This is a genomic window from Rhodopseudomonas sp. BR0C11, from assembly GCF_010820945.1.
Classification (GTDB): domain Bacteria; phylum Pseudomonadota; class Alphaproteobacteria; order Rhizobiales; family Xanthobacteraceae; genus Rhodopseudomonas; species Rhodopseudomonas palustris_H.
Map to the genome: position 1 here is coordinate 1 of NZ_QTKI01000045.1, position 18,879 is coordinate 18,879.

An 18,879-nucleotide genomic window follows, 5' to 3' on the forward strand; every position below is an offset into this window, starting at 1 on the left:
CCGGAGAAGGCGAAGAAGCTGCTCGCCGAGGCCGGCTACAAGGATGGACTGGAAATGACCATCGGCGGCTACACCGATCAGGATTCGGTGCGGCGCGGTGAAGTGATTCAGGATCAGCTCGGCAAGGTCGGCATCAAGCTGAAGTTCACCCGTGGCACCATCGCCGAAATCAGCGCGCAGTTCTTCGCCCAGGAGAAGAAGTTCGACATGCTGGTGTCGGCCTGGACCGGTCGCCCGGATCCCAGCATGACCTACGGGCTCGGCTTCGATAAGGGTGCTTACTACAACGCCGGCCGCACCGCCGATCCTGAGCTGTCGAAGCTGATTCAGGAAAGCCGCGCCAGCCAGGATCTCAACGAGCGCGCCGCGGTGTTCGCCAAGATCCAGCGCTTCACGGTGGAGCAGGCGCTGTCGGCGCCGCTGGCGTTCCAATACGAGCTCGACGCGCTGTCGGCGAAGGTCAAGGACTTCCAGCCGAACCTGCTCGGCAAGCCGAAGTTCGAGAACATCTCGCTCGCCTGATCAAACGGCGCCGCGATTGCCCGCGGCGCCGTTCTGCCAAATGGGTTTGGTCATGTTGAACGCCATGCGTCTGCGCATCATCGGCCGCCGCCTGTTGCACGCGGTGCCGGTGGTTGTGCTGTCCACCTTCATCGTGTTCGGGCTGCTCAAGCTGGTGCCCGGCGACGTCGCGGTGACGCTGGCGGGCGACAACGCGTCCGAGCAGCGCATCGCCGAAATCCGCGAGCTGTATGGCTTGAACCAGCCGTTCCTCGTGCAATACGGCGCCTGGCTGTGGAAGGCCGTGCAGGGCGATCTGTCGACCTCGCTGGTGTCGAGCGAGGCGGTGCTGACGTCGATCGAGCGCTGCCTGCCGCACACGCTGCTGATCGTGGCGCTGGCGCTGCTGACCGCGTTGGTGATCGGCGTGCCGCTCGGCATCGCGGCCGCGGCAAAGCCGGGGTCGTGGATCGACGGCATCGTGATGGCGATCGCTTCGCTCGGCGTTGCCGTGCCAAATTTCTGGCTCGGCATGTTGCTGGTGGCGTTCTTCTCGCTGCAGCTCAATTGGTTGCCGGCGACCGGAGCCGCGTCGCTGATGAAGGACCCGGCGGCCGCGCTCAGTCATGCCATTTTGCCGGCTCTCGCACTCGCCTCCGGCGGCATCGCCGAGGTGGCGCGGCAGCTGCGCTCCTCGCTGGTGGAGATCCTGTCGTCGCAGCAGGTCCGCACGCTGCATGCCAAAGGCCTGCCACCATCGTCGATTCTGTGGCGGCACGGCTTGAAGAACGTCAGCGTCAATCTGCTCACCGTGATCAGCCTGCTGGCGAACCGGATGTTGGCCGCGACCGTCGTGGTCGAGGCGGTGTTCGCGATCCCCGGCATGGGCGGGCTGATCGTCAACGCCGCAATGCACCGCGACTTCCCGGTGGTGCAGGGAGTGGTGTTCACCATGGTGCTGATCGTGGTGACGCTGAACCTGCTCACCGACATTCTCTATAGCGTGCTTGACCCGAGGATCGCGTCATGACGTCGGTCTCGCTCACCGCTCCTCCGCATCAGCATCGCCGCCGCCGGATGCGCCGCTTCCTGCGCTGGTTCGTGTCCGATCTGCGAGGCGCCATCAGCCTGACGTTTCTGCTGGTGCTGCTGGTGATCTCGCTGCTGGCGCCGTGGATCGCGCCGTATAACCCGGTCGCCCAGGACATCGATGCGGCGCTGGCGCCGATGTCGGCGCAGCACTGGCTCGGCGCCGACGATCTCGGCCGCGACACGCTGAGCCGGCTGATCTACGGCGGCATGGCGTCGCTCTATGCAAGCTTCCTGGCGGTTGCGATCGCGGTGCTGATCGGCGTGCCGGTCGGTATTCTGGCCGGCTATCTGGGTGGCTGGGTCGACACCATGATCAGCCGCGTCATCGACAGCTTTCTGTCGTTCCCCGCGATCGTGCTCGCGATCGCCGTCACCGGCGCGCTCGGCATCGGTCTCACCAACGGCATGATCTCGGTCGGCATCGTGTTCGCGCCGCAGCTTGCGCGGCTGGTGCGGGCCCGCACGCTGGTGGTGCGGCAGGAGCTGTATGTCGACGCCGCGCGCTGCTTCGGCGGTTCGACCACGCGCATCCTGTGGCGCCACGTGCTGCCGAACGCGATTCAGCCGGTGATCGTGCAGGTGACGCTGCTGCTCGCCGCCGCGTTGCTCGCCGAGGCCAGCCTCAGCTTCCTCGGTCTCGGCATCCAGCCGCCCGATCCGAGCTGGGGCGCCATGCTGGCACGCGCCTATCAGAACATGGAGATCGCGCCGGAGCAGATGTATCCGCCCGGACTCGCCATCCTGTTCACGGCGCTCGCCTACAACACGCTGGGCGAGTCCTTGCGGGCGTCACTCGATCCGACGATGAAGCGCAACTGATTAAACAAGAACAACAAGGACGAGACATGACCGTGGACGCCAAGGAAGCTGATTATCTTGCAAAGCTGCACGAGCTGTGGGCGAAGGCGTGGCCGAAAGGCACTCCGCGCGAGCCGCAATATCTGCACGGCGAGGTCGCCCTCAGCGAATATCTGCGCGCCTGGGCCAAATCCGCGCCGTTGCGCCCGGCGGTGATCTTCTACGGTCACGTCACCACTTATGCGGATCTCGACGAGCAGAGCGATCGCTTCGCGGCGCTGCTGATGCAGAAGGGCGTGAAGAAGGGCGACCGCGTCGCGGTGTTCCTGCCGAACTGCCCGCAGTTTCACATCGTATTCTTCGGCATCCTCAAGCTCGGTGCGATCCACGTGCCGGTCAGCCCGCTGTCGCGCGCCTTCGAGCTGTCCTACGAGCTCAACGACACCGACGCCGAAGTGATCGTGGCGCTCGATCAGCTCGCCGGCGTGGTCGAGCAGGTCCGGGCCGAGACCTCGCTGCGCGAGGTGATCGTCACCAGCTTTGCCGATGTGATCCCGGCCAATCCGACGATTCCGGTGCCGGATTCGGTAAGCGGCCCGCGCGTTGCGGTGCCCGGCGCGACCGACCTGCTGCCGGCGCTCGCTGCGCTGCCGAAGCCGGAGCCGTTGCCGCCGGCCGCGCTCGACGAGGTCGCAGCGCTCAACTACACCGGCGGCACCACCGGCATGCCGAAGGGCTGCGTCCACACCCAGCGCGACATGGTCTACACGGCGGCCGCCAATCACGGCATCTCGGTGGCGGCCGATCAGAACAGCGTGTTCCTGTCATTCTTCCCCGAGTTCTGGATCGCGGGTGAAAACTTCGGCCTGATCTTCCCACTGTTCACCGGCGCGACGCTGGTGCTGCTGGCGCGCTGGGATGCGCTCGGCGTGCTCACCGCGATCCAGCGCTACAAGGTCAACGTCACCGCGATGCCGGTCGACGGCGCGGTCGAGCTGATGGATCATCCGCGCTTCAAGGAGTTCGATCTGTCCTCGCTGAGCCAGGTGCGGGTGGTGTCGTTCGTCAAGAAGCTCAATCCGACCTACCGCAAGCGCTGGAAGGATCTCACCGGCACGATCCTCACCGAAGCCGCCTGGGGCATGACCGAGACCCACACCTCAAACACCTTCACGGCCGGTTTCCAGGGCGACGATTTCGATCTGATCTCGCAGCCGATCTTCGTCGGCCTGCCGGTGCCGGGTGCGGAATTCAAGATCACCGACTTCGAGACCGGCGAGCTGGTGCCGCTCGGCGGCGAAGGCGAAATCCGCGTTCGCACACCGTCGCTGCTCAAAAGCTACTGGAATAAGCCGGAGGCGACCGCGCAATCGCTGGTCGACGGCTGGCTGCGCACCGGCGACATCGGCACCATCGATTCCGATGGCTTCCTGCACTTCCTCGGCCGCCGCAAGGAAATGCTCAAGGTCAAGGGTATGAGCGTGTTTCCGCCGGAGATCGAGGCGCTGCTCGGTCAGCATCCGAAGGTGCTCGGATCGGGCGTGGTCGGGCGCGACGATCCCGGCAAGGGCCAGGTGCCGGTCGCCTTCATCCAACTCAAGCCGGAGGCCGAAGGAACCGTCACGCCGGCTGAGTTGCAGGCCTGGTGCGCCGAGCGGATGGCGGTCTACAAGGTTCCCGAGATCCGTATTATCGACGCGCTGCCGATGACCGCGACCGGCAAGGTGAAGAAGCAAGAGCTCAACGCCAACGCGCCGCTGTGAAACGAGACGGCCGGCGACGCACAGGCGTTGCCGGCCCAAAGCTACCTGCCGAGGAAATCCCCAATGCCGTTCCGAAAACTGCTGATCGCCAACCGCGGCGAGATCGCGATCCGTATCGCGCGCGCCGCTGCCGAGTCCGGCCTGACCACGGTGGCGATCCATCCCGCCGATGATGCGGCGTCACTGCACGTCCGTATCGCCGATCATGCCGAACAGATTTCCGGCCGCGGCGCGCGGGCCTATCTCGATATCGAAGCGGTGATCGCGGCGGCGAAGGCGGCGGGCTGCGATGCGCTGCATCCCGGCTACGGCTTCCTCAGCGAGAACGCGGATCTGGCGCGACGCTGCGCCGAAGAGGGCATCACCTTCGTCGGTCCGTCGCCGGAAGCGCTGCGGCTGTTCGGCGACAAGGTCGCGGCCAAAGAGCTGGCGAAACGCTGCGGCGTGCCGATCATCGCCGGCACCATCGGGCCGTCGACGTCGGAAGAGGTGCAGGCGTTCTTCGCCTCGCTTGGCGACAAGCCGGCGGTGATGATCAAGGCAATGGCCGGCGGCGGCGGCCGCGGCATGCGCGTCGTCGAGCGCGCTGAGGATCTTGCCGACGCCTATGCGCGTTGCCAATCCGAAGCCAAGGCGGCGTTCGGCTATGAGGGCGTCTACGCCGAGCGGCTCATCCGCAATGCCCGGCACATCGAAGTGCAGATCATCGGCGACCGCCACGGCAATGTCAGCCAGCTGTGGGAGCGCGAATGCACGATCCAGCGGCGCAATCAGAAGCTGATCGAAATTGCGCCGAGCCCGTCGCTGCCGGAGGGGCTGCGCAGCCGCATCGTCGAGGCGGCCAAGACTCTCGCGGCAGCGGCGAACTACGATAGCCTCGGCACCTTCGAATTCCTGGTCGACGGTGAAGCCGGCGAGGGCGACGGCGCTTTTGCTTTCATCGAGGCCAATCCGCGGCTGCAGGTCGAACACACCGTCACCGAAGAGGTGCTGTCGGTCGATCTGGTGCGCTCGCAGCTCGCCGTCGCCGGCGGCGCGATGCTGGCGGCGCTCGGGCTGGATCAGGCCTCGGTGCCGCGGCCGCGCGGGTTCGCGATCCAGCTCCGCGTCAACATGGAAACGATGGACGCCAAGGGCGCGACCAAGCCGACTGGCGGCACGCTGGCGGTCTTCGAGCCGCCGTCCGGCCCCGGCGTCCGCGTCGATACGTTCGGCTACGCCGGCTACACCACCAGCGCGGCTTACGACTCGCTGCTCGCCAAGGTGATCGTGCATGGCCGCGGCGATTGGGCCGAGGCGGTCGCCAAGGCGTCCCGTGCGCTGCGCGAGTTCCGCATCGGCGGCGTCGCCACCAACATTCCGCTGCTGCAGGCGATCCTCGCGCACGCCGACTTCAAGGCCAATCGCGTCAGCACCAGCTTCATCGACCGGCACGTTGCCGATCTGGTCGAAGCCGCGCAGCAGTTTGGTCAGCCGCTGATCGCGACGGAGAGCGCCGACAAGCGGAGCAGCGGGGCCTCTGCGGCCAACGCCGAGCCGGTGCCGGAAGGTGCGGTCGCGATCGCCGCGCCGCTGCAGGGCACTGTGGTGGCGATCACGGTTGCCGAGGGCGACGTGGTACGGCCGGGGCAGCAGCTCGCGGTGATCGAGTCGATGAAGATGGAGCATCTGGTTGCGGCCGAGCAGGGCGGCCGCATCCGGCGCATCGTCGCCACCGATGGCGTGACGCTGATGCAGGGCGAGCCGATCCTGTATTTCGAGCCGCAGGACGTCGAAGGCGACCACGTCGTCGCGGAAGAGGATATCGATCTCGATGCGATCCGGCCGGACCTCGCCGAGATGCTGGCGCGGCAGGCCAACACGCTCGACGAGAACCGCCCCGCCTCGGTCGGGCGGCGGCGCAAGACCAACCAGCGCACCGCGCGCGAGAATGTCGCGCAGCTCGTCGATGAAGGCTCGTTCATGGAATACGGCAGCCTCGCGATCGCCGCGCAGCGCCGCCGCCGTCCGCTCGACGACCTGATCAAGAACACGCCGGCCGACGGCCTCGTCACCGGCGTCGCCACCGTCAACGCCAAGCAGTTCGGCGAGCACGCCGCGCGCTGCATGGTGATTGCCTACGATTACACCGTGCTGGCCGGCACCCAAGGCCACATGAACCACAAGAAGATCGACCGGATGCTGACGCTGGTCGAGCAGTGGCGGATGCCGCTGGTGTTCTACGCCGAAGGCGGCGGCGGTCGGCCGGGCGACACCGATCGGCTCGGCATGACCGGCCTCGACGGTCCGTCGTTCGTGCAGTTCGCCAAGCTGTCCGGCCTGGTGCCGGTGGTCGGCATCGTCTCCGGCTATTGCTTCGCCGGCAACGCCGCGATGCTCGGCTGCTGCGACGTCATCATCGCCACCCAGAACGCCTCGATCGGCATGGGCGGGCCGGCGATGATCGAAGGTGGCGGCCTCGGCGTGTATCATCCGGCGGAAGTCGGCCCGGTGTCGTTCCAGTCGCCGAATGGCGTGGTCGACATCCTGGTGCAGGACGAAGAGGAGGCGACCCGGGTCGCGCAGAAATATCTGTCCTACTTCCAGGGCGCGGTGAGCGAGTGGAAGGCTCCGGACCAGCGGCTGCTGCGCCGGGCAATCCCCGAGAACCGGCTGCGGGTGTACGACATCCGCACCGTCATCGACCTGATCGCCGATGAGGACTCGGTGCTCGAACTGCGCCGCGATTTCGGCGTCGGTATGATCACCGCCTTCATTCGCATTGAGGGCAAACCGTTCGGCCTGATTGCCAACAATCCGAAGCATCTCGGCGGCGCGATCGACGCCGATGCCGGCGACAAGGCGGCGCGCTTCCTGCAGCTCTGCGATGCGTTCGACATTCCGATCGTGTCGCTGTGCGACACGCCCGGCTTCATGGTCGGGCCGGAAGCCGAGAAGACGGCGATCGTCCGCCATGTCGCGCGGATGTTCGTCACCGGGGCCAGCCTCACCGTGCCGCTGTTCGGCATCGTGCTGCGCAAGGGCTACGGCCTCGGCGCGCAGTCGATGATCGGCGGCGGCTTCCACGCCTCGTTCTTCACCGCGGCCTGGCCGACCGGTGAATTTGGCGGCATGGGACTTGAGGGTTACGTGCGCCTCGGCTTCCGCAAGGAGATGGAGGCGATCGCCGATCCGGCCGAGCGTGAGGCCTACTACAAGAACAAGGTCGCGGAGCTGTATGCCAACGGCAAGGCGGTCTCGATCGCCTCGGTGTTCGAGATCGACAACGTGATCGATCCTGCCGAGACGCGGCGGTGGATCATGGCCGGGCTGCGCTCGGTGCCGACGCCGCCGGAGCGCAGCGAGCGCAAGCGGCCCTGCATCGACACCTGGTAACAGCCGGCGCGAAAACGATTGGGAGCGAAACGATGACGCAAGCTGCATTCGAGACGCCGATCGACGACACCGGCGACGCGCTGGTCGGGCCGTGGCGGCAGCCGCGGCAGATGCTGCACGCCCAGGTGTACGACTCGCACGCCTCGATCCACGACGACGCCACCGCTCAGAAGCTCGGCTTCAAGGGCGGTACCATCGAAGGCCCGACGCATTTCAGCCAGTTCGCGCCGCTGTGCGAACGGCTGTGGGGCAAGGAATGGTTCGAGACAGGCTGCATCTCGGCTCACTACCGTAACGCCGCATTCGAGGGCGAGGACGTTCAGGCGATCGTCGACAAGCCCGCGGCCGGTGGCCGTCACACTACTATCCGCATGGTCAAGCGCGACGGCACCGAAGTGCTGCGCGGCACGGTCTCGGTCGGCCGCGACGCGCCGCCGTCCGCGCTCGACGTCCGCCTTACCGAACTGAAGCCGTTGGCCGATCCGGTGATCCTGCGCGACGTCTCGGTCGGGATGACGACCAAGACCCAGGCGGCGCGCATGGACCATGAGCAGGTCATGGGCGAGCTGTATCCGTTCTCGCTGGCGCAGAAGCTCGAGGTCATCACCGAGCTGTCCCCGTACTATCGGCCGGGCGGAGCTTCGCCGTGGGGCAAGGCGATCATCCCGCTCGAGATGCTGAGCGTGCTGTTCCAGTATCTCAGCAAGCAGGACGGCTTGCCGGTGCGCGGACCGGTGGTCGGCCTGTTCGCCGATCAGGAAATCCGGCTGATCGAGGGGCCGCTCTATGTCGGCGAGCCGTATCGGATCGAGCGCAAGGTGGTGGCGCTATCCGGCAGCAAGCGGACCGAGAGCATGTGGGTGCGCAGTGAAGCCTATGACGCCACTGGCCGTCTGGTGGCCACTATGCTGCTGAATTCGGCGACGTTGAAGGACTCCTACGCCCCGTATGCGCAGGAATACGCCGCGCTGTATCCGACGGGATAGTCCTGCCTATTGGGTCAGGAACAGGCTGGCCGCAATCGCCACCGTGATGATCGTGGTGGCGACCACGCCCGTGGTTTGCAGCGCGCCGAACCGCCGCATGGCGAACGCGAAGGCGATGATGATCACCGACACGACGATCAGCCCCAGCTTGGCTTCGGTCATGGGTCCCTCATGGTTTGACGGAGCCATCCTAGCGGCCGGCGGGACGGGCTCTTTGTCGGGGCGCAAGCTCGGGTGAGTTGCCTGCGAGTTTGTCGCGGCACAACGTTCCGGCGGTAGCCGCCTCTATCGTCGCGCCATGACCGACGCGATCGCAGCGGGCGTGCCCGCGCTCTCCGACAGCACCGATAGCCGCACCGTGTCCGGTGTCAGCGCGCTGGATTCGCTGCCTGGTCACCTGATGATGTGGGTGTTGATCTTCAGCGAACTCGCCGCGTTCGGCGCGCTGCTGATCGGGTTCCAAATCGCGCGGGCACTGCAGCCTGAAGCGTTCGCGGCCGGGCAGGGCCAGCTCGATCCGGCGCTCGCCGCCGCCAATACGCTCTGCCTGGTGTCGAGCGGCTGGCTCGCCGCCAAGGCTAGCGCCGCAGCTCATGCCGGCTCACGCCAGGCGACGTGGCGCTGGACGCTGCGCGCCTGTCTGCTCGGCGCCGCGTTCATCGCCATCAAGCTGTTCGAATATGCCGGCGAGATCGGCCGCGGTGCCGATATCGATGGCAGCACCTTCTTCACGCTGTATTTTCTGCTTACCGGATTCCATCTGCTGCATGTCGCGCTCGGGATCGCGATCCTGCTCGGCGTCGCGTGGCGCGCCAATGCGGCTGCGGTCGAAAGCGGAACCTGTTTCTGGCACATGGTCGATCTGGTGTGGCTGGTGATGTTCCCGATCGTCTATCTGATGCGGTGATGCGATGATCCGGTTCACCCAGCTCCGAGATCGCAGCGCGGTCGCTCTCCTGCTGCTGACCATCCTCGGTGTTTTACTCAGTCGTGGTGCAGCTGCTGCGTTTGCCGGCGGCGCCGTGCTGATGGTGATCGCGGTGCTGAAAGCCCGCCTGGTCGTGCTCGATTACTTCGGGTTCCGCGGCTCGCCCGGGCCGTGGCGGGCGCTGCTGTTCGGCTGGATCGCGCTGGTGGCGTGCGGTGCACTCGCCTCGCCATTGGTACAAACCCTTCGCTAATCGTTCCGAACCTTGAGCCAGCACAAAGTTGCGGCGATCCGGTCGATTAGTGTCGCTGACGAAGCTGCAGCGCCGCACCTTCGCCTCCCCCACATCGAAAAGGAATCACGTGATGGCTGAACGCCTCACCAAGTCTGCCGCGCGCAATGTGTTCTTCGGCGGCTCGGCCTTCTTCTTCGCGATCTTCATCGGGCTCACCGCTCACAGCCATTATTACATCGCGACCAAGTCGACCGACACCGGGACGCTCACCCCCTCGGTGGCCCGCGGCAAGCATGTTTGGGAAAAGAACTCCTGCATCAACTGTCACACCCTGCTCGGCGAGGGTGCGTATTTCGCTCCTGAGCTTAGCAACGTCTGGGTGCGCTGGGGCGGCGACAAGGATCCGGCTCAGGCCCGCGAGATGCTGAAATCCTGGATGGCGTCGCAGCCGTCCGGCGTCCAGGGACGGCGGCAGATGCCGCAGTTCCATTTGACCGATCAGGAGGTGGGTGACCTCGCCGATTTCCTCGAGTGGACCAGCAAGATCAAGACCCAGCACTGGCCGCCGAACGACGCCGGCTGATCCGACCTTCACGCATCCGCATCAGAAAGACCTCGTGATGAAATATCAAACCCAAAAGGTCGCGTTGCTGTATTTCTACGGCGCGTTGACGTTGTTCCTCGCCCAGGTGTCGTTCGGCGTGCTCGCCGGCACCATCTATGTGCTGCCGAACACGCTGTCGGAGCTTCTGCCCTTCAACATCGTCCGGATGATCCACACCAACGCGCTGATCGTCTGGCTGCTGATGGGCTTCATGGGCTGTGCCTATTATCTGGTGCCCGAAGAGGCCGAGAACGAGCTGTTCAGTCCGCTGCTGGCGAAGGTGCAGTTCTGGCTGTTCTTCGGCGCTGCCGGTGCCGCGGTGGTTGGCTATCTGTTCCATTATCATGAAGGGCGGGAATTCCTCGAGCAGCCGTTCGTGATCAAGGTCGGCATCGTCGTGGTCTGCCTCATCTTCCTGTTCAACATCACCATGACGGTGCTGAAAGGGCGCAAGACCACCATCACCAACATCCTGCTGTTCGGGCTGTGGGGCGTGGCGATTTTCTTCCTGTTCGCGTTCTACAACCCGGCCAACCTCGCGCTCGACAAAATGTACTGGTGGTACGTCGTGCACCTCTGGGTCGAGGGCGTTTGGGAATTGATCATGGCGTCGGTGCTGGCGTTTCTGATGATCAAGCTCAACGGCATCGATCGCGAGGTGGTCGAGAAGTGGCTCTACGTCATCATCGGCCTGGCGCTGTTCTCCGGCATCCTCGGCACCGGCCACCATTATTACTGGATCGGTGCGCCGGGCTACTGGCAGTGGATCGGCTCGCTGTTTTCGACCCTGGAAGTCGCGCCGTTCTTCACCATGGTGGTGTTCACCGTGCAGATGACCTGGAAGGCCGGCCGCAAGCATGAAAACCGTGCCGCGCTGCTGTGGTCGGTGGGCTGTTCGGTGATGGCGTTCTTCGGCGCCGGCGTCTGGGGCTTCCTGCACACGCTGTCCAGCGTGAACTACTACACCCACGGCACCCAGGTCACCGCGGCGCACGGCCATCTCGCCTTCTTCGGCGCCTATGTGATGCTGAACCTGGCGATGATGACCTACGCGATCCCGCAGCTTCGTGGCCGCGCGCCGTACAATCAGGCGCTGTCGATCGCCAGCTTCTGGCTGATGTGCACGGCGATGAGCGTGATGACCTTCGCGCTGACCTTCGCCGGCATCATCCAGGTGCATCTGCAGCGCGTGCTCGGCCAGGGCTACATGGAGGTGCAGGACCAGATCGCACTGTTCTACTGGGTGCGGCTCGGCTCCGGCGTCGCCGTGCTGATCTCCGCACTGATGTTCGTCTGGGCGATCCTCGTCGCCGGACGCACCAAGCAGGCCACGCTGACTGGCGCCCTGCAACCGGCCGAATAGGCCCCCTGGCGGCCACGGGGATCCGTGGCCGCCTCTTTCCACACACGGAGATTGCCATGAAGCCCGCTCTGCACGCCATCGATGCGACGTTGCCTGCTCCGCCGCCCTACACGCCCGCCGGCAACGAATGCGCGCTGTTCGAACACGCCTGGAAGCGACGGGTGCCGCTGCTGCTGAAGGGGCCGACCGGCTGCGGCAAGACGCGCTTCGTCGCGCATATGGCAGCGCGGCTCCGCCTGCCGCTGTTCACGGTGTCTTGCCACGACGATCTCACGGCGGCGGATCTCACCGGCCGCTACCTGCTGAAGGGCGGCGAGACGGTGTGGGTCGACGGCCCGCTGACCCGCGCGGTGCGGGAAGGCGGCATCTGTTATCTCGACGAGGTGGTCGAGGCCCGCAAGGACGTCGCGGTGGTGCTGCATCCGCTGGCCGACGATCGCCGCGTGCTGCCGCTGGAGCGCACCGGCGAGGAACTGCAGGCGCCGCCGCATTTCATGCTCGTGGTGTCCTACAACCCCGGCTACCAGAGCCTGCTCAAGGCGCTGAAGCCGTCGACCCGGCAGCGTTTCGCCGCCATCGAATTCGGCTTCCTCGCCCCCGAACAAGAGATCGCGGTGGTGGCCGCCGAGAGCGGCCTGTCGAGCGAGCGCGTCGCGCCGCTGGTCGCACTCGCCGGCCGGCTGCGCAAGCTCAAGGGCCACGACCTCGAAGAAGGCGTCTCGACCCGGCTGTTAGTGTATTGCGCCAGCCTGATCAGCGAAGGCCTCTCGGTGCGCGACGCCGTCCTCGCCGGCCTGATCGAGCCGCTGACCGACGATGCCGATGTGAAGGCCGCCCTGATCGAAGTCGCCGGCGCGGTGATGGGGTGATGCGTTTCCTCCGTCATTGCGAGCGAAGCGAAGCAATCCAGGTCGCTGCGCGGCGATGGATTGCTTCGTCGCTTCGCTCCTCGCAATGACGAGTCGATGGTCCGAACACCGCTGAGAGGCCCGCCATGCTCGACTTCCTCGAACTCGAAGAAACCGTCGGTCGCGCCTGGCATCGGCTGGTGGGGCGTGCGGCGAGCTATCCGGAGCATCCGGAGCACGCGGCGACGCTGAACGACTGCCGCGCCGCGCTCGGCGTGATGTATCGCGGGCTCGGAGGCGAGACTGCGGTGCAGCTTGCCGGCAGCAGCGCCCGCACCTCGGGGCACCGTCTCGGGTGGCGGCAGCGTATCGGGCTCGGCGAGGAGCGGCTGATGCAGCCTGGCCGCGACGATGCCACGCTCTTCTTGCCCGACCGGATCGCGCTGTTCGCCGATGTCGCGCTGAATCGCGCGCTGTACCGCTGGCTGGCGGCCTGGTTCGCAGTGGCGCCGACCGGCAGCGTGCATGAAGCCGATCCGCTGCGGCGGGATGTTCTGCTGCTGCGCCGCGTGCATGCCACGACCCAGCAGGTCCTCGCGGCCTATCCCGGGCTTCGCCGGGCCTATCACCTACTTGCGGCCGCAACCGCGGCGGCGCGGCCGCGGCGGGCTTTGCCGCGGATGGAGAGCGATCTCGAAGCCGCGATCCAGGGACTGCTCGGCGCGGAAGTCACGCCGGACCCCGAGTTGTGGCGGATGATCGTGACCGACGGCGAGATCTCGGTCCGGTCGCCACCGGGCTATCAGCCGTTCCTGCCGTGCCCATTGTGGGGTGAAGTCTGGACCCGCGACGTCGAGGCTCCGGTCCTCGATCCCGACGACACCGACGAGGCGGCGTCCAAGCCGTGTTCGGAGCCGCGGCGCAAGGCAGCGAAGCGAAAGGCGGACGATGGTCCGCAACGCGATCCGCTGGCGCTCAACCGGTTCGAGAAGATCCTGGCGATGGCCGAGATGGTCAATGTCGATCGCCCGACGGACGAGGACGACGACGAGCACGCCGACAAGGCGGCCGACGATCTCGATGAAATCACCATCGGCAAATCGACCAAGAAGCCCGCGAGCAAATTCCGTTTCGATCTCGATCTGCCGCCGCAAGCGATCGAGCACAGCCGGCTCACCGCCGGCAAGCTGTATCCGGAATGGGACTACAAGCGCGGCGCCTATCTTGCGGATCATTGCCGCGTTCTGGCGCAGGACGCGCCGGAGCAGGGCGAGGCTTGGCAATGCGGTGAGGCGACACGGGCGCTGGTCAAGCGGGTGCGACGCCAGTTCGAAGCGTTGCGGCCTCGGCACGAGGTGCTGCGGGCGCAAGCTGATGGTCATGATCTCGATCTCGACGCTCTGGTGCGCTCGCGCTGTGAGATCGCCGCCGGTGATGGCGGCTTCGACCGCTTCCATCTCGCGGCCCGGCCACAGGCGCGCGACCTGGCAGTGACGCTACTGGTCGACGTCTCACTGTCGACCGATGCCTGGGTCGACAATCGCCGCGTGCTGGATGTCGAGAAAGAAGCGCTGACGGTGCTGGCTCACGGCATCGAAGCCTGCGGCGATCAGCACAGCATCCTGACCTTTACGTCGCGGCGCCGGGATTGGGTGCGGGTGGAGACGGTGAAGGGCTTTGGCGAGAGCATGAGCCCGTTGGTCGAGCGGAGGATCGCCGCGCTGAAGCCCGGCTACTACACCCGGATCGGCGCGGCGCTGCGCCATGCCAGCGCGGAGCTGGCCAAACAGCCACAACGCAAGAAGCTGCTGCTGGTGCTGACCGACGGCAAGCCCAACGACGTCGACCACTACGAGGGCCGGTTCGCGCTCGAGGACAGCCGCAGGGCGGTGCAGGAAGCGCGCCGCAGCGGCATTGCGGTGTTCGGCGTCACCATCGATGTCGATGCGCAGTCGTACTTTCCGACGCTGTTCGGCCGCGCCGGTTATGCCATCGTCGGACACATCGGCCGGCTCCCCGCCGCGCTCCCCGGAATCTACCGCAACCTGATGGGGTGACCGGCAGCCGCCGTTCACTCCATCTCCTTCATCACCTGCGCATAGGTCAGCAACGCGAACAGCGCGGTGCCCCCGATAACGTTGCCGGTCAGAACCGGCGCAATGAAACCGCCGAACACCTGGGCGATGCTGACCGAGCCGTCCAACATCAGCATGAACGCCTCCATGCTGCCGGCGACGATGTGCATGAAGCCGCCGGCCGAGATCAGCCAGGTCATCACCACGATGATCCAGACCTGACTGCCTTCCGCGCTCGGCAGCAGCCACACCATCGCGGCGATCAGGAAGCCGGCGGCGATCGCCTTCATCATCGCGGCGAACCAGCCGTATTCGACGACGTGGCGGCTGATCTCCAGCATCTCGCGCTTCAGCTCCGGCGTAATCGCCGGCGTGAAGCTGCAGAATGCCGCAGCGAACAGCGTGCCGGCGAAATTTGCCAGCAGCACCACGGCCCATAGCCGGGCGGCGCAGCCGAAATTACGCAGCGACCAGTTCGCCATCACCGGCAGCACCACCGTGATGGTGTTCTCGGTGAACAGCTGCTGACGCGCCAGCACCACCATCAGAAAGCCGATCGAATAGCCGAAACTGGTGACCAACGGCCGCCAGTCGGTCGGCTCCAAATGCTGCTGCAGTACCGCCTGCGCGAGCAGCGAGAAGCTGATCGACAGACCGGCGGCAAGTCCCGACCACCACAGCGACACCACCGGCCGCGCCATTTCCTCTTCGCCGAGGCGGCGAACGATCTCGTAGATTACCGGCGTGCGCGGGCTCGATCGCGACTCGACGTCCTCGACCTCACGCTCGGTGATCGCTGCGTGATTGTCTTGCGGATCGTCGGCCCGGCGCGACGAGGTGGAGGCGGGGTGGTGCTGCGCTGACGCCATCGACGGTCCTTGGCCGCAAAGGCGCGCAAGCCGGATCGCTCGCCACCTTTGCGGAAACCGCAGATCAAGTACGGCGCCGGATGGAAGTTCCAGCCAATCAGCAGTGGACGTTCGCGACCGCTATTGCGGGGCGTCGATGATCAGGATGTCGAGGTCGCGGCTCGGCTTGAAGCTGGTCTTGCGCACTTCAAACCGGGTGGGGCCGGTTTTGACCACGCCGGTCTCGCAGAAGCTGACCAGCGAGTTCGGCTTGCCTTTGTCGATCGTCAGATGGAAATCGCCGATCGGCTTGGCCCAATTGGCGCCGGTGGTCAGGACGTAGGAGACGCGCTGCTCCGGCGGCGGCTGGTTGCCATTCTTCCGCGTCATCGCTGCGACCGCCTGGACGAACGAAGGCTCGGCGCAGAACTTGCGCGTGTAGTTGGCGCGCTCCTCTGCCGTCGAATATGGGCCCGTGATGCCAGTCTGCACGCTGCCGCCGACGCTCGGGGTGTAGCTGTGCTCGACCACCACCTCGCGGCCGGCCGGGAAGGTCTGATCCCAGTAATAGGTCGCCCGCAGCCGCCAGTTCGGCGCGAGGTGATGCTCCATGCCTTTGCCGGCATCGAAATCGTCGGGTCGGACGATCTCGTCCTTGAGCAGTTGCTGCTGCGCCTGCGCCGGCAGCGCTTCGAGCGCGGTCTGGGTCGCTTTCGCCCGCGGCTGCAGAGGCACGCCGAGTGCCTGCAGCCGGGCGGTGACGTCGGTCTTGCCGACCAGCGCCTTCTGTTCGAGCTGAGCGGTGATGTCGCGGCCATCGACCTTGGTGCGGAAGTTCAGGAAGTTGTCGGCTTCGTTGTTCGGCACTTCGATACTGTTGGCGTCCGAATAGTCGATCTCCGGCATCGGAAACGCCACGGTGACGTGCTGATCGGTGCCGGAGCGATTGAGGAAGCGGTAGCGCACGTCGATCCGCTCGCGCGAGATCGACAGATCCTCCGACAGCATCTCGATGTCGGCATTGGTGCGGAATTCGAGGCCCCCGGTCGTCAGGGCTGCGGTGGTATCATTGGCTCGCGCCGGCAGGCAGTGCGTCATCAGCGCAGCCACAACGGCTGCTGCGGACGGAGCGATTGTTCGATGCACGGTATCCCCCAACGCCAAGGCTTTGCCGCGAACGGAGCGCGGCGCTTGATCCAAATGTGCCAGAGCGCACGACCGGATCAAGCTTGGCGTGACGGAGGTCCGTGATCAGTTCTGTGCCGGCGCCCAGCTCGGAAACGGATCGGGCAACTGCCGCCACGCATCCGGCGTGAACTCCGCATCCTCGCCGACGAGACACAGATCGAGCTGGCGGCGCAGCGCTGTCTCGTCCATCTCGCCGGTGCCGATGAACACGATCTCCTGGCGGCGGTCGCCCCACACCGGATCGAAGTACGGCTTCATCGCCTCGTGCCAGTCGTCGCTATCCGGCCAATGCGTCTTCGGCACCGCCGACCACCACAGCCCACGCTTGGAAGTCCGCACCATCGCGCCGGCTTGTGCGATTTCGCCGACATGCTGCGGCCGGGTCGCCAGCCAGAAGAAGCCCTTCGCGCGGATCACGCCCGGCCAGCTCCGGTTGCAGAACGACTGAAACCGCAGCGGATGAAACGGCCGCCGCGCGCGGTACACGAATGAGCGGATGCCGTATTCCTCGGTCTCCGGCACGTGGTCGGCGAAACTGTTCAGCTCCTTGAACCACAGCGGGTGCTGATGCGCTCGTTCGAAATCGAACAGACCGGTATGCAGCACCGACGACAGCGGCACATCGCCGAAATCGGCCTCGATGATCTTGGCATCCGAGTTCAGCGCCCGCACGATCGATCGCGCGGTCTCGCGCCGGCTCGGTGAGGTCGCCGACACTTTGTTGAGCACGATGACGTCGGCGAATTCGATCTGCTCGACCAGCAGGTCGACCAGCGTGCGCTCGTCGTCCGCGCCGGCGACTTCGCCGCGGTCGCGCAGGAATTCCTGGCTGGAGTAGTTTGCCAATAGGCTCGCGGTATCCACCACCGTCACCATGGTGTCCAGCCGCGCGATGTCCGACAGGCTGGCGCCGTTCTCGTCGCGGAATTCGAACGTCGCGGCGATCGGCAGCGGCTCGGCGATCCCGGTGGATTCGATCACCAAACCGTCGAACCGGCCGCTTTCGGCGAGTCTGCGCACTTCCTGCAGAAGGTCCTCGCGCAGCGTGCAGCAGATGCAGCCGTTGGTCATCTCGACCAGCGTTTCCTCCGATCGCGTCAGCCCGCCATCCTGCCGCACCAGCTCGGCGTCGATGTTCACCTCGCTCATGTCGTTGACGATCACCGCCAGCCGTCGCCCCTCGCGGTTGGCCAGCATCCGGTTCAGCAGGGTGGTTTTGCCGGCGCCGAGAAAGCCGGACAGCACGGTGACCGGGAGCAGGGGGTGATCCATGATGAGGAAAGCCTTCGTTGCAGGTAATGGAGGGTTGCGCATGAAATGTTATAACATTACATGTGAGGCCGGCAAGCGGCCGCGGTTCGGCTTGGACGGACGCCGTTCAATTGATCGTGCGCAGCCGGTGGCGACCTGGAGCTAGCCTGCGATCGGCGTCGCTTTCGTGCCGCTCGCATCGGGCTGCGCGCCCGGCGACCATTGAGAGGCGGTTGGTTCTGCAGTAAGGCTTGTTGATGGTCGCTTTGCTTCGGCGCGCCTTTCACTGAAGCCAGTTTTCGGCCGCCGGGCGCGCCTTTCCGGCGACGGACATTTTCACGGAACAGTTCAATGCCTGCTTATCGCTCGAGAACGACGACCCACGGCCGCAACATGGCCGGCGCGCGCGGCCTGTGGCGCGCCACTGGTATGAAGGATTCCGATTTCGGCAAGCCGATCATCGCGGTGGTCAATTCGTTCACCCAGTTCGTGCCCGGCCATGTCCATCTCAAGGACCTCGGCCAGCTCGTCGCGCGCGAGATCGAGGCGGCCGGCGGCGTCGCCAAGGAGTTCAACACCATCGCGGTCGACGACGGCATCGCGATGGGCCACGACGGCATGCTGTATTCACTGCCGTCGCGCGAACTGATCGCCGACAGCGTCGAGTACATGGTCAATGCACACTGCGCCGACGCGATGGTGTGCATCTCCAACTGCGACAAGATCACCCCTGGCATGCTGATGGCCGCGATGCGACTCAACATCCCGGCGGTGTTTGTCTCCGGCGGTCCGATGGAAGCCGGCAAGGTGGTGCTGAAGGGCAAGACCCACGCGGTCGATCTGATCGACGCGATGGTGGCGGCCGCCGACAGCGCGATGAGCGACGAAGACGTGCAGACCATGGAGCGCTCGGCGTGCCCGACCTGCGGCTCGTGCTCGGGCATGTTCACCGCCAATTCGATGAACTGCCTTACCGAAGCGCTCGGCCTGTCGCTGCCCGGCAACGGCTCGGTTCCCGCCACCC

The 18,879-nt window shown here is 65.7% G+C and carries 17 protein-coding genes; 13 read left to right on the plus strand and 4 right to left on the minus strand.

Annotation, left to right across the window (positions count from 1 at the left end; genetic code table 11):
• The 6 genes from DYI24_RS06130 to DYI24_RS06155 all read left to right on the plus strand — a co-directional run.
• The coding region (locus DYI24_RS06130; protein ID WP_246701174.1) for an ABC transporter substrate-binding protein at positions 1-522 on the plus strand (522 nt) is incomplete at its 5' end.
• A gap of 52 nt (positions 523-574) precedes the next feature.
• Positions 575-1,531: an ABC transporter permease gene (locus DYI24_RS06135; protein WP_107346482.1), complete on the plus strand. Its 957-nt coding sequence runs from the start codon at positions 575-577 to the stop codon at positions 1,529-1,531.
• A complete protein-coding gene (locus DYI24_RS06140) occupies positions 1,528-2,412 on the plus strand; it encodes an ABC transporter permease (protein WP_107354692.1) in 885 nt (294 codons plus the stop codon). The genes DYI24_RS06135 and DYI24_RS06140 overlap by 4 nt, the downstream gene beginning before the upstream one ends.
• Positions 2,413-2,438: 26 nt before the next feature.
• Entirely contained in the window at positions 2,439-4,154 is a 1,716-nt protein-coding gene (locus DYI24_RS06145) for an AMP-binding protein (protein ID WP_164571645.1), read from the plus strand.
• Positions 4,155-4,217: 63 nt separating this feature from the next.
• A complete protein-coding gene (locus DYI24_RS06150; RefSeq protein ID WP_164571646.1) occupies positions 4,218-7,529 on the plus strand; it encodes an acetyl-CoA carboxylase family protein in 3,312 nt (1,103 codons plus the stop codon).
• Positions 7,530-7,561: 32 nt separating this feature from the next.
• Positions 7,562-8,515 carry a hypothetical protein gene (locus DYI24_RS06155; protein ID WP_164571647.1) on the plus strand — a complete coding sequence of 318 codons (954 nt, stop codon included), beginning with the start codon at positions 7,562-7,564 and terminating at the stop codon, positions 8,513-8,515.
• A 6-nt stretch (positions 8,516-8,521) separates the two neighbouring features.
• On the opposite strand, the gene DYI24_RS28015 is transcribed toward DYI24_RS06155, so the two are convergent.
• Entirely contained in the window at positions 8,522-8,677 is a 156-nt protein-coding gene (locus DYI24_RS28015) for a hypothetical protein (RefSeq protein WP_205523391.1), read from the minus strand.
• Between the two features lie 136 nt (positions 8,678-8,813).
• Between DYI24_RS28015 and DYI24_RS06160 the strand changes: the two genes are divergently transcribed.
• From DYI24_RS06160 to DYI24_RS06185, 6 genes are all read left to right on the plus strand, one after another.
• Entirely contained in the window at positions 8,814-9,422 is a 609-nt protein-coding gene (locus DYI24_RS06160) for a cytochrome c oxidase subunit 3 family protein (protein WP_164571648.1), read from the plus strand.
• A 4-nt stretch (positions 9,423-9,426) separates the two neighbouring features.
• Positions 9,427-9,696 (plus strand): cytochrome C oxidase subunit IV family protein, encoded by a 270-nt coding sequence (locus tag DYI24_RS06165; RefSeq protein ID WP_164571649.1) that lies wholly within the window; start codon positions 9,427-9,429, stop codon positions 9,694-9,696.
• Between the two features lie 112 nt (positions 9,697-9,808).
• On the plus strand, positions 9,809-10,261 hold the full coding sequence (locus DYI24_RS06170) for a c-type cytochrome (protein ID WP_107354698.1): 453 nt from the start codon (positions 9,809-9,811) through the stop codon (positions 10,259-10,261).
• Between the two features lie 37 nt (positions 10,262-10,298).
• Positions 10,299-11,645: a cbb3-type cytochrome c oxidase subunit I gene (locus DYI24_RS06175; RefSeq protein WP_107354699.1), complete on the plus strand. Its 1,347-nt coding sequence runs from the start codon at positions 10,299-10,301 to the stop codon at positions 11,643-11,645.
• 56 nt (positions 11,646-11,701) lie between these two features.
• Positions 11,702-12,514: a CbbQ/NirQ/NorQ/GpvN family protein gene (locus DYI24_RS06180; protein WP_164571650.1), complete on the plus strand. Its 813-nt coding sequence runs from the start codon at positions 11,702-11,704 to the stop codon at positions 12,512-12,514.
• A gap of 125 nt (positions 12,515-12,639) precedes the next feature.
• Positions 12,640-14,550, plus strand: coding sequence for a nitric oxide reductase activation protein NorD (locus DYI24_RS06185; RefSeq protein ID WP_164571651.1), 1,911 nt, complete (start codon positions 12,640-12,642; stop codon positions 14,548-14,550).
• 14 nt (positions 14,551-14,564) lie between these two features.
• Here the strand turns inward: DYI24_RS06185 and DYI24_RS06190 are convergent, their stop codons facing one another.
• The 3 genes from DYI24_RS06190 to DYI24_RS06200 all read right to left on the minus strand — a co-directional run bounded on the left by DYI24_RS06190 (position 14,565) and on the right by DYI24_RS06200 (position 17,876).
• Positions 14,565-15,437, minus strand: a complete 873-nt coding sequence (locus DYI24_RS06190; protein ID WP_164571652.1) for a formate/nitrite transporter family protein — start codon at positions 15,435-15,437, stop codon at positions 14,565-14,567.
• 120 nt (positions 15,438-15,557) lie between these two features.
• Entirely contained in the window at positions 15,558-16,514 is a 957-nt protein-coding gene (locus DYI24_RS06195) for a DUF4424 domain-containing protein (protein WP_246701175.1), read from the minus strand.
• A 153-nt stretch (positions 16,515-16,667) separates the two neighbouring features.
• On the minus strand, positions 16,668-17,876 hold the full coding sequence (locus DYI24_RS06200; RefSeq protein WP_164571653.1) for a GTP-binding protein: 1,209 nt from the start codon (positions 17,874-17,876) through the stop codon (positions 16,668-16,670).
• Between the two features lie 330 nt (positions 17,877-18,206).
• Here DYI24_RS06200 and DYI24_RS06205 point away from each other — a divergent pair.
• Positions 18,207-18,879, plus strand: a 673-nt coding sequence (locus tag DYI24_RS06205; RefSeq protein WP_205523392.1) for a dihydroxy-acid dehydratase domain-containing protein, incomplete at its 3' end; no start/stop codon positions are given.